Here is a 12,836-nt window from a genome sequence, read left to right on the forward strand (position 1 = left end):
GATCCCGTATTTCTGGACAGGTGATTGATTTTTTTCGCTTGTACAGGTATTAAGCCACAGTTATCTTGATGTAGACATTATGCATTGTAATAGCCCATTAACATGCGCTAAGAGCATAAATTAATATACAGTAACAAGCATTACGATGTGCTAATGTTTGGAAAGCAGCCTCTTCCAACTACAATAATAAGTTAACTATCCTCCACCCACAAATAATTACAAATGACCCCTTTCCGCTATAACTCCGATCTCACCAGCGGCTCGCTACAAACCCGAAAGTGTCGCATTATTACTGGCTTGTTACTCCAAGAGCTTGATGAAGCTGCCTGGGATAAAGCCATGTATGAGGAAAATGTGATCCCCTCCGCCAATATCGGACACCTTAGAAACTGAGTAAACTTACTCCAGAGGTGATCCATGAGCAAGAAACCAACCCCAAAAGAGAACAAGAAGTATACAGCTGAGTTCAAAAGTGAGGCTATTAAACTGGCCGAACGATTGAGCGTAGCGGAAGCCGCCGAAAAACTGGGCATCTATGCCAGCCAAATTTACAGTTGGCGCAGCGCACTCAACAACAGCCGCACTGGTGTCGAAAGAGAATCGCTCCTCGCCGCTGAAAACGCACGCCTCAAGCGTCAGCTCGCCGAGCAAGCAGAGGAGCTCGAAATCCTAAAAAAGGCGGCCACCTACTTCGCGAAGCATCAAAAATAAAACGCTACGAATTTATGCTGACAAATAGCGAGCTCTATTCAATAGCGATGATGGCGCGCGTTCTGTTAGTTTCGCGAAGTGGGTATTACAGCTGGCTTGATAATCGTGAAATGGTTAGTTGGCGCATGCAGCAAAGAGAATCGATTGATGCGTTGGTAAAGGCTGCATTTGAAGCTGGTAAAGGCCGGTATGGTGCCGAACGAATTTTTTATGATTTGGCGGAGCAAGATAATCCGCTCGATATAAAGACGATTCGAAAAAGCCTGAAAAGACAGGGATTAATTGCAAAGGCTGCCAGGTTATTCAAGGTGACTACTGACAGCAATCATTCACTACCTATTGCGCCAAACCTGTTGGCGAGAGATTTTTCTGCGCATCAACCTAATGAAAAATGGGTAACGGATATTACGTATATTCAAACGACAGAAGGTTGGTTGTATCTCGCCGTGATGATTGATTTATATTCGCGTAAAATTGTTGGTTGGTCGATGAGTAAACATATTGATGCGCAATTGGTTTGTGATGCGTTGACCATGGCATTGTGGCGACGCAAATTCCCCAAAGGCGTTATTGTTCACAGCGACCGAGGCAGCCAATATGCATCGCACGCGTTTAGGGGGTTATTGGAAAAATATTCGCTCACACAGAGTATGAGTCGCAAGGGCGATTGCTGGGATAATGCGTGTGCGGAAAGCTTTTTCCACTCTCTTAAGGTTGAGCTGATTCACGGCGAGCCGTTACAGGATGGAAAGCAAACGCGCGAATTTGTTTTTGAATATATCGAAGTAGATTACAATCGGTACCGCCGCCACAGCGCAATTGGCTTTATTAGTCCTGAACGCTTTGAGGCAAGAAATGTATGTTAGTTAACTGTCCGATGTTGGCGGCGGGGATCAATGTGCTTCAGAAACGCACGCAATCTACGGTAAGACGTATTTCTTCAGCGCTTAGAAAACGCCTAGAACACCTAAGCTCTAACTTTTGGGCTTTTGCGTTTTTATGTTAGGCATTGTCTGGCAGCTGGAGGAAGTGTAATGACCATGAATGGTCACTGTGATTAACAGTATCTTGCTTAAACTTATCTGAACAATAGTAGAACTGGCTCATATTTATCCCCTCTATGATTGTTTATCTTTTTCACCATAAAAAGTATCAGGGGCTACTCAGGGCTACATAAAGATATTTATCTACTTTTACTGATTGATAAGTAGCATCAGTCCATCCGCAGGACTGGTGGTGCCGGCAAAATGCTGACCCAACACATGCGTATAGATTTGCGTGGTCTTAACATCGGTATGCCCTAAGAGTTCTTGCACAGTGCGAATATCACGCCCCGCTTGTAATAGATGCGTAGCAAACGAGTGACGAAATGTATGACAAGTGACACGCTTGCTAACGATGCCTGCTTTTTGTACGGCTGCCTTCAATGCCTTTCGCGCAACGGAGTCATGCAGATGATGGCGGCATAATTTGCCGTTATACGGGTGGTTGCAGAGCGTGCTGGAGGGAAAGACAAACATCCACGCCGCTTGTCGATAAGCAGAAGGGTATTTGCGATCTAAAGCAAAAGGCAGCGATGGCCCTACGCCTTGTAAGTTGTCGTCTTGCTGAATAAGCCGCGCTTGCTCAATGAGTTGTTTTATTGCTGGGATTAGGCGCGTGGGCAGTAGGCTGTTTCTGCTTTTCCCACCCTTACCGTCATGCACAGTGATGCAGCCATTATCAAAATCAAAATCTTTAACCCGCAAACGCAAGCATTCATTAATGCGCAAACCTGCACCATACAGCAGCGCAAAAATAACTTGGTTGCGAGTATCCATAACCTGCAAAATGCGTTGCACTTCATTTGCAGAGATAACAGAGGGTAGCCGTCTAGGCTTGCTTGCAGGGATATAATCAATATCGCCCAACGGCTGTTGTAAAAACCTGTTGTACAAAAAAGCTAGGGCATTTAAAGCGATTTTCTGCGTGTTTATGGCTACATGTCTGCTGTTTGCTAAGCTGGATAAAAACAGCCTGACCTCTTCACTGCCCATGGTCTGAGGATGACGTTTTTTGTGAAACAGAATAAAACGCTTAATCCAGTGCAAGTAAGTTTTTTCAGTTTTCAGCGCATAACCTTTTTGCCGCATATCCGTGCGTATAGAATTTAAAAATGGACTGTTAGACATAAAACGCTCCTTGTCTTGCAACTGTCTGCCTATACAGCCTATTCTAGCTGGGATTTAAAAAAGTGCCTGTTTTTTACGCCTAGAGATGCTTGTTTACCGGTAGAGTTTTAATTTAATGCTAAATAAATTAAAGTGTTATGAGTTCTTTGGGTGAGATAATGTGCATCATGCAAATAGGATAGACGGCATGCACGATTTGTAATAACAGAGTGTCTTATATTTTTAAAGAAAGTCTATTTAATACAAGTGATTATATTAATTAACGGTAAGCATCAGCGGGTGACAAAACGAGCATGCTTACTAATAAAATGTTAACCTCTGAGGAAGAATTGTGAAACTATCACTAATGGTAGCTATATCGAAGAATGGAGTTATCGGGAATGGCCCTGATATTCCATGGAGTGCCAAAGGTGAACAGCTCCTGTTTAAAGCTATTACCTATAACCAATGGCTGTTGGTTGGACGCAAGACTTTTGAATCAATGGGAGCATTACCCAACCGAAAGTATGCGGTCGTAACACGTTCAAGTTTTACATCTGACAATGAGAACGTATTGATCTTTCCATCAATTAAAGATGCTTTAACCAACCTAAAGAAAATAACGGATCATGTCATTGTTTCAGGTGGTGGGGAGATATACAAAAGCCTGATCGATCAAGTAGATACACTACATATATCTACAATAGACATCGAGCCGGAAGGTGATGTTTACTTTCCTGAAATCCCCAGCAATTTTAGGCCAGTTTTTACCCAAGACTTCGCCTCTAACATAAATTATAGTTACCAAATCTGGCAAAAGGGTTAACAAGTGGCAGCAACGGATTCGCAAACCTGTCATGCCTTTTGTACCAAAAGCCGCGCCAGGTTTGCGATCCGCTGTGCCAGGCGTTATGTTCTTGTCGGAGAGCTAAGAAAATGACCAAAGAAGTATCCAGTATTAGTGAATTGAAAGCAGCAATGAAGTCTGATGCTAACGAGATAATCACGCATGATGATGATCTGGTCAAAAAGCTAAAGGCTGTAAAGCTGGCCAAATCTTGGGGGCCTGCCGCGGTAGGAGGAATTATCGCCGCCATTCCTCTTGTGATTACAACTGGTCCAGTCGGTGCGGGAGCGGTCGCAGCATTTGCACCATCTGCTGGTGTAGCAACGTCAACGATCGTGGCTTTGATAGTAGCTGTTGGTGGAACGATCGCGATCAGCCTGTTTTCCGACTGGGAGTATGTCGAGATTGGAGCCGGCGGAATAAAAATGAAGCGTAAGAAAACATAACAATCGCAGGCACGGCGACGGCTTTTCCATTGCGGCTTCGCCTCCATTTCAAAGCCGCGCATGCTGCGGGCGTTATGCACGTCCACTAAAGAAGTTTTACATGCCTGAAAAATTAATGCAGCAATAGAGTTAGCGAACGTTGGTACGTACTACAACGTCCTTTTGAACGTGTAAAGCTCAAAAGGGTAAACCGGCTGATAAAGAGGATGTATATTATGTCAAAAAATCGAAGCGAGGACGTTTGGTTAGATCCTGAAACCGGGCTGATGTGGCAAACGGCAACAAGCGATAATAAGATAGATTGGAAAGATGTAGGTAGGTATGCTGAGCAATTAAACCAATTAAATTATGGAGGCTATAGCGATTGGAGAGTGCCGACTGTATTTGAATTAGAAACGCTAAATACTGAGAAACCTTATTTCATAAAAGGTGGCCCTAGTTCAGGAATTTTTATTAAAGAGCCGCTTTTGCATTCTATGGATTTTGACCGTCAGTCTTTTTGGACATCAAGCCAAGCTGATGAAATAGATGGAAATAGAGCGCGCACATTCCTTGTCAATTTTTTTTACGCAAAGAGAAAGCCACATAGTGAATCACGTAGTGGCTATGCTTGTTATTCCAAATATGTCAGGTGTGTTCGTTACTGATATGAAAACCTTCATTTTCAACCACGTTTCTTAATAAAACTATTTCGCAGCTGGTTGGCAAAAAAGTTTCTAATTGGTCAAGTAACAAAAAATATTTTGCATGGCACAAAGATCGATGGGCAGAAAATGCATAACAAATCGCTCAAGCACCGCCACTTCGTGGCTGGACAGTTTTTAAGTTGCGCTTTTGTGGATTTGCTGCGCAAAAGTATTCCACAAAACCACAACTTAAAAACTGCCGCTTAGCTCGGCGTTAAAGTAACTAGGGTTTCAGTCATTCCTTTAATGCGTAAATTGCTCTCTAACCACTCTCTCAGCCCACCCATCCATATCCTCTCTCGACACTTGCAGCTCACCCAGCCCCTTCGGATGATTCACCCCTCTATGCCCCCCTTGTCCATATAATTGACCCAGCAAACCATTCGGCCAGTTCAATGAGTTCTTCACTACCCCACGTCGTATTCGCTCAAAATCATTGCGCCATGTTTCGCTATCAACACCAGTCAATACTTTGGTAGAAAGCATTTTCACCCCATCCGATGCATCCACCTCTAGCAAAACAAATTCACTACCATTACGTCGCAACCCAACCGCTTTAATCACTCTTGGTGAACCATCCTTACACAGATGTAATCGGCTACGTCCAACTTTTGGCAAAACCAAGGTTTCTTCAAAAAGCACCCGACATGCAAATTTAGTTTTTAGAATTGAAAGTAGCTCATTAAAGGCTGCAAAACGACTGGCGAAAATGCTGTTGTAATTTGTTGCATCTTGTTTTCCACCCACATCTGCCGCTGCTAGTACACCGCCTAAGTGTGGTTCGTCAGTACTCACTAAATTACTATCTTCATCTGTAGTAGCCTCTTCTTTTTCTAAGATTGTTTGGCTACTTTTTCTTGCCCTGCGAGATTTTTCAATTCGACTAGGTCTACTAAAACTTATCCATGTCGGCTCAGCCTCTATGACTCGTGTGTCTGTGTCTATATTGGCCGTCTCTTCATCATCTAACTGTAGGTCCTCATCATCAACGATTGACTCAGTTGGAATTGCTACGTGCTGCGTACTGCCGCCACTTTCCTCTTTTTCCTGAAAAGAGGCATGGCTAATAGTTGTTGTGCTAGGAAGCATAGCGTTGATTTCTAAACCTACTATTTCCTCAACTAAATAATCCCTACTCTCATTAGAAAAACGTCCTTTTACATGTAGTTTCCATCCTTGCATGGGCGGAGGATCAAAGCTAAAACACCAACTTTCAACGTTGTTTTTAATTTCTCTATTTTGTTGATAGTGCTTAAAAATGCTTTCGTACGAATCCATGACATCTGGATCAGAAAATAGCCAAGCTAAAAGCTGCACTACGGCCGACTGCTCTAACGCCTCTTTAGGAAACGAAGAACTAGGCAAAATCCGTATCTCTAAATGGTCTCGTTCAACCTCATAGTGAACATCAAACTCTTGCTGTAAAGCGGTACTGCTCAAACAACTTCGACAGAAATAGGAATTAATTAAAAATAACGACCGAGCTAACTCTAACTGCGGAATGTGATAACGAATCTTGCTATATTGTGTTTCAGCTTCATAAATAAATGAACTCTGCGCTCCATCCTTGTTGCGTACGGAAGCAAAGGACGAGAGATTAGGAAAATCGATCATTTTGGCTCGTTGAAGATCCGATGCACCAAACTCAATCACACGATCCGCCTTATTTATTTGCTTTGTTGTACTGTTAACCACCTTAGCTCGACTTAATAAAGGCAAATGAGTAAATCGAGTCCATTTCCGTTCTTGCATTGGATTAAACCAAACAAAAATACGCCACTCCTTATGACCCGAGTTACGGAATAAATGACCAATATGTACAACCTGCACATTGTCATTAAATTTAGCTAGCCTAACCACTCACTCTTCCCCATAAACCATTTCCAAGAATCTTTGTGCTTCCTCAGTTATCCGCTCTTTAGATAACGTTGCACTTCTTAATAATCGCCAGCGCCTAAGCTCAACATCTTCCTGTTTAAGCTTAATAAAGGCTTGGCTAATCCGTCTAATTTGATAATCTTCCACACTCTCTGAGTAACGCTTTAAGCAAAGCGCTACCAAAGGCAGTTTCTGTAGATTTTTAGCAAGTGAAGTTCCATTCGGGATTTGCTTTAGCAACCAATTCGCTGTCGCCCTTGGATGGTCAAGGCTGCTATCTAGACGCTTTATGATTCTTAATATTTGTCGTACAGCAATTCGATCTCTTTGGTTCCAATCAACTCTAGGGGCGGGTGCCAGACGCTCTTGTTTATGCTGTTGATTCCAGTGAACTAACCAATCCCTGTCATGTCGGTAAAGCCAAGCGTATAGCGCCCCACCCTCTAAAGACTGTCTTGCCTCGTTAATCCCTTGGTATAGATGCACCAGCTGCTGCCATTTTTTACGTTTAATAGATAAATCTTCAGAGTTAGGTTGCACAGACTGGCTGACAGGTCTTGTCGCTATAGAGTGCCCAGTAATAGCACTTGCCTGCTGTAGCACCTCTATAACCGTTAGTTTTGGCAATAAGGCTTGCCACACAATACTATGCTGTAAATAACTAAAGGCTTTTCTATGCTTACGGAATATACTTTTCAGCCAACACGTGTCCTTGTTCTCTGCCAACGTTAAATCCAGTTTCTCTAATGCCTCATCACTAAAAGTCTGCCTCACTCTCTCCGCCACCAAGTCATGACGAATGTGCTTGCTTTTGATTAGCCCTAGATCCTGCGCTAAGCGCTGATAAAACAGCGTCCACTGTCAAGGCTTGGGGAAAGCTCTTGCGCTCGTGGAGCGTCTAACAGAGGGGCTATATAAGCAGCTAGTGCTGTTAATTGAGATAGGGAGTCTTTGGGGTAGTCTGAAAGCAGCTCAGTATGACTCACAGCCCAAAATTGATGTCGGTGATCATCTACTGCTCTATCAAAGAAGACTAAAGCACCGTGTTTTGGACAATATGGCAAAGCGGGCAAATACCAATCTCGTTGCCAAAAGGCTTCCCCATACCTATTTAGCTGAAGAGCAACGCAATCAGGGCAGTATCTAAAGCGGTTATCACTCTTAACTCTAGAGGCAGCGACTCCTAGCATTAAATGCACTGCACCTTGCGCTTGGTACTCCATTAACCAAATCGCTTCGTCTCGGCGCTCTTTACCCACAAATGGGGCATATAAAGGGAATAAGGTATGCTCATAAATAAGCTGCTGAACAGCGTAATGTCCTGTTTGATGTAGATGTCTTGCTATGACACCTAAATGCGAGGGCAGATCTAAGGTAGCGATCACCTTGCGGTTGCCATACACCTCATCCAACAGCTGCTTAGGGCTAACAATCCCTTGATAAACGCCTGCCCGTGCAATAGTGCTATAAATCAGCTCATTCGAGTACGGGACAGGAAAGTTTCTCATCGTTAGCCTGCTTGTTTGAATAAGCTCGCCATATCCACTATTACCCCTTTCCCTTTTAACCGTTCATGCATGGTTTTTTCAGGTTGGCGTTGTGAATAGATATAACGTAAGTCCGTATCAGGAAAACTATCCCAGTCGCTTGGTTTGACTACCTTTGTAGCCGAAACCTTTTTACTCTTGGAAGGCTTTTCTAGTTCTAACACTACCGTTTCGCCTTCCATCAACCACTGCAAAACAAGAGGCAGTAGCTTTTGTCTTGTCATCGTTGGATTCTGGCTAAACGCTTTTTTAATAGTGGGAATTAACAAGCTTGAATCATAATCCTCTCTTAGCATCAGATATAAGTGGCGCTGATCTTCGGTATCTAGCTCCTGAAGCGCTTTTTCTTCTGGTGTTTGTTCTTGTATCGCTGCGATGTCTAGCTGAAGTTGAATTAACCGTTTATCAATCTCAGGAACCACTAAGTCAGAGTAACGGGCTATACGTTCTGGTATGCCCGAACGTAATGCCTCTAGCATGGGGTGCACAGGCTTTAACTCATCTTGATACACTTGCCGCAATAAACTAGGGGTAATACGCTCATTGCCTAAAGCTAGTGCACGGAGCTGAGCGAGTACAAAAAGTTTTACTACAATATCCATCACTCCTTGGCTCAGCTCATACCAGACATCCCGAATCTCCTCAGACAACAACTCATCTTTACGTTGTAACAGCTGTAATTGCCAAAGATTATCCGTAAAGGCAATCCACTCTTGATTGGGCTTTCCACGTTGTGTTTGTTGTATAGGATCCCAGAAAATAGCCCCAAACCCTGCACCTCTACGGGCAGACCGCAAGTCAGCCTCAAAAATCTCCCGTGCTTTAGGCGTACCAATCAGCATCACTGGTACGCCAATAATATTCACCATCGTTACAAAAAAATTCAGCATCTCTTGAGAGCCTCCCGAGCGAGAGCGGCTTAAATGCTGAATTTCATCAATAACCAACACCCCTAAAGCATGTGCATTGGCTATTTGTGACATCAAAGCCAACATGGTTTCTATACCATGACGTTTTAATCCATAACGACGCTCATAGTTCGAGCCTAAGGCTCGATCCAACGCTCTGAAAAAATTCAAGCAGATCTCTTTTAGCGAACCATTATGCGAGCAGTCTATTTTCAAATACACCACTTGCTCTACATTAAGCTCGGGGTGATAAATCACTTGAGGGTAAGTAGCTAAGATACGATGTAGCGAGGTAGTTTTACCGCTACCAGAACAACCAATTAACAATAAACTTTGTGCCGTGGACCGAGCCTCCTCAAAGCGAAATGCCTCCAACTCTCCCTTTTGAACACGCTCATAGCCATTTTGTAAGTGCTTTTGCAAATCACCTGTTTTTGGATTTCTGCCTACGTAGCCACCTCGAATCATGACCGAAATACGCTCACTCAGTAGCAAATGCGTACCTAATGGCTGAAAATAGTCATCTGGAATACGACAAATGGTATGAGCTCTGATAACACGGGGCTTTTGCAAGTCAGAGGAGGTAAGCTGTAAAGAGGATTTCAGTGATGCAGCACTATTCACTGACTCTTGCAGTGGTGGTAAGGCCTCGATAAAAGGATTGCCACGATAAGCCTCTACCCCCGTATCACGATAAACCGCTTGAATCTGGGTAGCACTCATGACTCATCCTTTTCTGGTGGATCCTGAAATAACTCAGGCACGTATGTGGGTAGGCTGTAATCCTCTTGATCATCCGCCTCCACTGCGATGAAAGGAATCACTTTCGCCTCCTCTCCAGACGAACTAGGCTTCAAAAGCTCTGCACGCTTTTTACGCTCTGAAGTCACGGCTTCTTTTTTATTGGTTTTAATCTGCTTAATGCGTGTTGATTTGGACTCAGTGGTACTAGGCGTTAGCTTGTTGGCTTTCTGAATAGTTTGCTGAATAAACGCCTCAAGCTCCCTGCGTTTAGTTAACTCATCCTGCTTCGCATTAGCTTTATTGTGTTTTTCTTGTGCTTGTATATCCCAAACCTCCCAAAATGAGAGACCTTTAAACTGCCGACTACGTTCCGTTAGATTACAGCGCCAAAATACACGGCTGCCAACTTGCGGAAACAAATAAATCGTATCAACCAGCACTGGGTCATAAGCCGCTTCTAAATGTTGAGGTCTAGCTATATCAGTGCTCCGCTGCAACCAACCCTCACGTAGAATCTCTGACCCCGAGTAATACAAACCCCACAAATTAACGCCAAATGAAGAAATAGAGACCTTTCGGCGAGGTAGTAACGCTACTCGCAACTGCTCTTGCTCCACAGCCCTTAAACTACCTGTACGATGCTGCATCCCCCATTGCCATAACTGGACAGGAATAGACGGTAAATCTGTAGGAAAATCAGCATCTCGATCGTATTTATCCATCACCAGATGGTTATTTCTGAATAAGATCGTACGCAAAATAATTTGTGTGAACTCAAATACCGACAGAGATGCATCCAACCTATAGTCTGTTTCACCATGGCTTTTGATCCGACTGCCCTCTACAATGCCTGGAGCAAAGGATTTAAACTCAGCTTGAAGGGTTCTAAACGTACTTTCCACTATGCCTTTAGCATCGCCACGTCTAGGTGGAGCACTTTCCACTCGCACATTAAAACTAGAAACTAAGGCTTCGACCTGATGACTCATTAATTCGCCACGGTCCGCTAGCAACACATCTGGCAAACCTACACACGGCCAGTCTGAGCTACTAATCTCAATATCATGCTGGGCACAAATCGCCGTTTTGTCAGAGCAAGCATTTACAAAAGCCTGCATCGCCACCACATAAGACGGATTTTCAAAGCCGATATAAAAGCCCGTGATCATCCGACTAAACACATCAATCACAATGTAAAGCGTTGGTCTTCCTATGATTTTTTGGCGATCATGATGATCCACTAAATAAATATCAGCAATCGTGGCATCAATCTCATAACGACTCCCTGGGCCTAACGCCTGAGAAGTGGCTGTACTACTTAAGGGTCGTACGTCTTTTTTATATACCCCTGCTTTAACTCTGGACTTTAACCGCTGAGCTTTAGGGTATTCTCGATCATAAAAATAACGAAACTGACGTAGCGTTGGATAATCCTCTTGGGGAATGCGAGGAAAATACTGAGCAAACAAGTCCACAAATCGTCTATAGGCAACGGTGGTCTTTATACCTTTTTGATTTAATAGATGCTTTTCTATGGTCAACCTAAAAAGCCGTTCAATCTCGGGCGTTACCTTGGTTCCTTCACCCTTACCATATTCTCTGGCTCGGCCAATTTTTGCTGTTCCTGTCGCTGAGCGTCTTCCCCCTGGTGCACCGCTGTTTTTGTAGTCGGGAATTAATGCATTAGGCGTTTGACCACGCTGCCAATACCTTCTTAATAATCGATAAACTGTTTTTTTCGAAACCTGCTTAGACTCCACAACAGCATCAATTAAACGTGCTCTTTCAGAAGCATCAAAAATACCCTTATGCTGCAAGAGTGGTAGCAATACCTTAATATTTTCTTCTCTACGAATAAAACGTACAGACCCTATTTCTGGATCCTCTTGGTCTAGGTAATCAAAGGGATCCGTACTCCTCACTAACTGACCTGAGTCCAAGGCAGCCAAGAGACTCAACTCCAAAATCCTTTCTGGCAACGCCTTCGGATTTTCAATATCAATCCAGATCAACTCCCCCTGACTAATATCTAAAACCCGATAAAAGCGGCTTTCTACTTGAAGCACCTCATTAATTTGCCACATAAAGCCCCCTTTGCGCTGCTCCATCGTGCTCTATATCCAGCTCAGCACAGGTACTCAATCTAAACGGCTTATAAATATTAAATTTAATAAAGCCATTAGCGACTAATGCTCTAACATCACTTAACGTTTTACCTAGCTCCAAATCATAAGCAATATCAACCTGCTTACAGACATTGATAATGTTTTCATCTCCTTTTTCCTGCAGAATATGAGCTAATGTTGGCAGTTGTGCTAAAAGCTCCGCAGAAGCCCCTTCTGCTTTCACCGAATAAAGCCATTCAATATTTTCTTTTACTACGGGATTTATTTCTTTATCAGTAAAAATGAACCAAGGAATTTGTTTTTGCTGCCAATAACGACGCTCTAGTTCTAATTTTTCTAGGGTGCGCTCGTCTTGTAAGGCTGCTGCAGGTTTGACTTGAATAGCAAACTGCTCAAAAGGACCGTTTTTGCAGTCCACCAAAAAATCAGTAGACATAACCTGATCTACGCCGCGAATAGCAGGATGCTTAATGCCACTATCTATTGCAATCTGCTTGGTGTCACTAGGTAATAGGGGGAACTGCTCGCGTATATCTAGCACGCTGCTCTCCCATTCAAGGCTAAGAAAAACAGCAAGTTCTAAGTCAGAGAGCAAATGATGAACTCGTCCCGTTTTATGAGAATAAATACGGTGGGAACGACCTAATGAAGGGACTTCTTGTACTGTTAGCCATGGAATGTAGTCCTTACCATGCCCTTGGCCACGCCCCTCTTTAATACGACGGGCAATTTGTACTTCTGAGAATGAAGATTTTGCTTTAGCCATAATAAAAGTCCAGTATGCTTTTTCACA

The 12,836-nt window shown here is 43.4% G+C and carries 12 protein-coding genes and 1 pseudogene; 5 read left to right on the plus strand and 8 right to left on the minus strand.

The window, feature by feature from the left end; genetic code table 11:
- Positions 1–417 precede the first annotated feature (417 nt).
- Together GTH25_RS15050 and GTH25_RS15055 are read left to right on the plus strand one after the other, a co-directional pair.
- Positions 418–1,577, plus strand: a protein-coding gene (locus tag GTH25_RS15050) for an IS3 family transposase (protein ID WP_456291237.1) whose coding sequence is annotated in 2 segments (ribosomal slippage) — positions 418–670 and positions 670–1,577 — 1,161 coding nt in all. Because the reading frame shifts where the segments join, the coding sequence is not laid out codon by codon here.
- 11 nt (positions 1,578–1,588) lie between these two features.
- On the plus strand, positions 1,589–1,717 hold the full coding sequence (locus tag GTH25_RS15055) for a BrxA family protein (RefSeq protein WP_238795320.1): 129 nt from the start codon (positions 1,589–1,591) through the stop codon (positions 1,715–1,717).
- A 187-nt stretch (positions 1,718–1,904) separates the two neighbouring features.
- Here the strand turns inward: GTH25_RS15055 and intI2 are convergent, their stop codons facing one another.
- A complete protein-coding gene (gene intI2, locus GTH25_RS15060) occupies positions 1,905–2,882 on the minus strand; it encodes a class 2 integron integrase IntI2 (protein ID WP_063962748.1) in 978 nt (325 codons plus the stop codon).
- 331 nt (positions 2,883–3,213) lie between these two features.
- Between intI2 and dfrA1 the strand changes: the two genes are divergently transcribed.
- From dfrA1 to GTH25_RS15075, 3 genes are all read left to right on the plus strand, one after another.
- Positions 3,214–3,687 carry a trimethoprim-resistant dihydrofolate reductase DfrA1 gene (gene dfrA1 / locus GTH25_RS15065; protein WP_000777554.1) on the plus strand — a complete coding sequence of 158 codons (474 nt, stop codon included), beginning with the start codon at positions 3,214–3,216 and terminating at the stop codon, positions 3,685–3,687.
- Positions 3,688–3,797: 110 nt separating this feature from the next.
- On the plus strand, positions 3,798–4,154 hold the full coding sequence (locus tag GTH25_RS15070; RefSeq protein WP_164530706.1) for a hypothetical protein: 357 nt from the start codon (positions 3,798–3,800) through the stop codon (positions 4,152–4,154).
- A 215-nt stretch (positions 4,155–4,369) separates the two neighbouring features.
- Positions 4,370–4,801: an Lcl C-terminal domain-containing protein gene (locus GTH25_RS15075; RefSeq protein ID WP_164530707.1), complete on the plus strand. Its 432-nt coding sequence runs from the start codon at positions 4,370–4,372 to the stop codon at positions 4,799–4,801.
- A gap of 282 nt (positions 4,802–5,083) precedes the next feature.
- Here GTH25_RS15075 and GTH25_RS15080 read toward each other — a convergent pair whose 3' ends face one another.
- The 7 genes and pseudogenes from GTH25_RS15080 to GTH25_RS15100 form a co-directional block, all read right to left on the minus strand.
- Positions 5,084–6,700 (minus strand): Tn7-like element transposition protein TnsE, encoded by a 1,617-nt coding sequence (locus GTH25_RS15080; protein WP_164530708.1) that lies wholly within the window; start codon positions 6,698–6,700, stop codon positions 5,084–5,086.
- On the minus strand, positions 6,701–7,321 hold the full coding sequence (locus GTH25_RS19415; RefSeq protein ID WP_456291238.1) for a TnsD family Tn7-like transposition protein: 621 nt from the start codon (positions 7,319–7,321) through the stop codon (positions 6,701–6,703). It abuts the gene before it with no gap.
- A gap of 84 nt (positions 7,322–7,405) precedes the next feature.
- Positions 7,406–7,570: pseudogene (locus GTH25_RS19420) on the minus strand (hypothetical protein); the annotation flags it as partial.
- Positions 7,552–8,226, minus strand: coding sequence for a TniQ family protein (locus GTH25_RS19425; protein ID WP_425319765.1), 675 nt, complete (start codon positions 8,224–8,226; stop codon positions 7,552–7,554). The pseudogene GTH25_RS19420 and the gene GTH25_RS19425, both read right to left, overlap by 19 nt.
- A gap of 2 nt (positions 8,227–8,228) precedes the next feature.
- Positions 8,229–9,896: an AAA family ATPase gene (locus tag GTH25_RS15090; RefSeq protein WP_087529691.1), complete on the minus strand. Its 1,668-nt coding sequence runs from the start codon at positions 9,894–9,896 to the stop codon at positions 8,229–8,231.
- A complete protein-coding gene (locus GTH25_RS15095) occupies positions 9,893–12,001 on the minus strand; it encodes an integrase catalytic domain-containing protein (RefSeq protein ID WP_087529690.1) in 2,109 nt (702 codons plus the stop codon). Before GTH25_RS15095 ends, GTH25_RS15090 begins: the two co-directional genes overlap by 4 nt.
- Entirely contained in the window at positions 11,988–12,809 is an 822-nt protein-coding gene (locus GTH25_RS15100) for a TnsA endonuclease N-terminal domain-containing protein (RefSeq protein ID WP_087529689.1), read from the minus strand. The genes GTH25_RS15095 and GTH25_RS15100 overlap by 14 nt, the downstream gene beginning before the upstream one ends.
- Between the last annotated feature and the right edge of the window lie 27 nt (positions 12,810–12,836).

The sequence above is a fragment of the Proteus terrae subsp. cibarius genome, assembly GCF_011045835.1.
In the GTDB taxonomy this organism is placed as follows: domain Bacteria; phylum Pseudomonadota; class Gammaproteobacteria; order Enterobacterales; family Enterobacteriaceae; genus Proteus; species Proteus cibarius.

Excerpts from the sequence above, each read along its gene's own strand:
- GTH25_RS15055 (WP_238795320.1), top strand. The coding sequence starts at position 1,589 with ATGTTGGCGGCGGGGATCAATGTGCTTCAGAAACGCACGCAATCTACG.
- intI2 (WP_063962748.1), bottom strand. The coding sequence starts at position 2,882 with ATGTCTAACAGTCCATTTTTAAATTCTATACGCACGGATATGCGGCAA.
- GTH25_RS15070 (WP_164530706.1), top strand. The coding sequence starts at position 3,798 with ATGACCAAAGAAGTATCCAGTATTAGTGAATTGAAAGCAGCAATGAAG.
- GTH25_RS15075 (WP_164530707.1), top strand. The coding sequence starts at position 4,370 with ATGTCAAAAAATCGAAGCGAGGACGTTTGGTTAGATCCTGAAACCGGG.
- GTH25_RS19425 (WP_425319765.1), bottom strand. The coding sequence starts at position 8,226 with ATGAGAAACTTTCCTGTCCCGTACTCGAATGAGCTGATTTATAGCACT.
- GTH25_RS15090 (WP_087529691.1), bottom strand. The coding sequence starts at position 9,896 with ATGAGTGCTACCCAGATTCAAGCGGTTTATCGTGATACGGGGGTAGAG.
- GTH25_RS15095 (WP_087529690.1), bottom strand. The coding sequence starts at position 12,001 with ATGTGGCAAATTAATGAGGTGCTTCAAGTAGAAAGCCGCTTTTATCGG.
- GTH25_RS15100 (WP_087529689.1), bottom strand. The coding sequence starts at position 12,809 with ATGGCTAAAGCAAAATCTTCATTCTCAGAAGTACAAATTGCCCGTCGT.